The organism is Dactylosporangium darangshiense (genome assembly GCF_039537565.1).
In the GTDB taxonomy this organism is placed as follows: domain Bacteria; phylum Actinomycetota; class Actinomycetes; order Mycobacteriales; family Micromonosporaceae; genus Dactylosporangium; species Dactylosporangium darangshiense.
Genome location: NZ_BAABAT010000178.1, coordinates 1 through 1,553 on the forward strand (window position 1 = coordinate 1; position 1,553 = coordinate 1,553).

At 68.4% G+C, this 1,553-nt stretch carries 1 protein-coding gene; it reads right to left on the reverse strand.

Annotation, left to right across the window (positions count from 1 at the left end; genetic code table 11):
• Nucleotides 1-1,553, reverse strand: a 1,553-nt coding sequence (locus ABD901_RS58540; protein ID WP_345145047.1) for a condensation domain-containing protein, incomplete at both ends; no start/stop codon positions are given.

Genomic DNA, 1,553 nt, shown 5'->3' on the forward strand with positions numbered 1-1,553 from the left:
ACCGGACGGCGGTGGCGTCCCGGTCGAAGTCGATCAGGTCCAGCACCGAACCCACGACCGGCAATGCGACTGCGGTGTCGTTCCACTGCGTCAGTTGCGCCGTCTCCGCCGTAGTGAGCAGCGGCAGCCGCGACACCGGACGCTCCGCATCCGCCGCCACCGCCGCCAACAGCACCTGCAGGTGGCCGGCGAGACGCTCGACCGTCGCCCGATCGAACAGGCCGGTGCTGAAATGCACGGAACAATGCAGGACGTCCTGGGGCGACCGAGCCGCGCTGAAGGCCAGGTCGAACTTGGCCACCGCGGCGTCTGCGACCCGTGGGGTCGGCGCCTGCGGATCGGCGCTGTACACGAAGAAGGTCTCGACCAATGAGGTCCGCGAGCGGTCGCGGGTGTCGACGAGGTCGTCGACGAGGCGCTCGAAGGGAAGATCCTGATGGGTGTACGCGTCCAGGGCCGTGGCGCGGGTGCGGGCGAGGAACTCGGTGAACAGCGGGTCGTCGTCGAACCGGCTGCGCAGCGCCAGGGTGTTGACGAAGAGTCCGATCAGCGGTTCGACGTCCGGGTGGTCGCGGTTGGCGATCGGCGTGCCGATGAGCAGGTCGGTCTGGCCGGTGTGGCGGTGCAGCAGGACGGCGTACGCCGCGAGGAGCGTCATGAACATCGTGGCGCCCTGCTGGCGGGACAGGTCCAGCAGCCCGGTGGTCACGTCGGCCGGGACCGTGAACTCGACGGCGTCGCCGGCGGTGGAGCGCACCGCCGGTCGGGGCCGGTCGGTCGGCAGTTCGAGGACCGGCGGGTCCGCGAGTTGGGTGTGCCAGTAGGTGAGTTGGGTGTCGAGGATGTCGCCGGTGAGGTGATGGCGTTGCCAGGTGGCGTAGTCGGCGTATTGGGTCGGCAGTGGTGGGAGGGGTTGGTGGTTGAGGAGGGCGGTGAGCTCGCGCCGGAGAATCCGTTCGGACCATTCGTCGGTGATGATGTGGTGGGCGGTGATGAGGAGGCGTTGGTGGACGAGCGCGGCTCGGATGAGGGGGCCGGTGGTCAGGTCGAAGGGGGTGTGGATGTCGCTGGTGGTGTGGAGACGGACGGGTGCGGGTGGGTCGATGACCTGGTACGGGATGCCGTCAGGGTCGGTGATGATGCGGGTGCGCAGGATTTCGTGGCGTTCGACGATGGTGCTCAGGGCGTCGGCGATGGCGGTGGCGTCGGCGGTGTCGGGGAGGGGAATGACGGTGGGGACGTGGTATTCGGCGGAGTCGGGGTCGAGTTGGTGCAGGAACCAGAGGCGTTGCTGGGCGTAGGACAGGGGTAGTGGTTTGGTCCGGTCGGCGGGTGTGATCGGCGCGACGGTGTTGGTGGTGGTGTCGATGGTGTGGGCGAGGTCTTTGATGGTGGGGTGGTCGAAGAGGGCGGCGAGGGGCAGGTCGATGCCGAGGCGGGCGATGGCTTGGGTGGCGAGCAGTGAGTGGCCGCCGAGGTCGAAGAAGTTGTCGGTGACCCCGACCTGGTCCAGGTGCAGCAGTTCGGCCCAGATGCTGGCGAGGAGCTGTTCG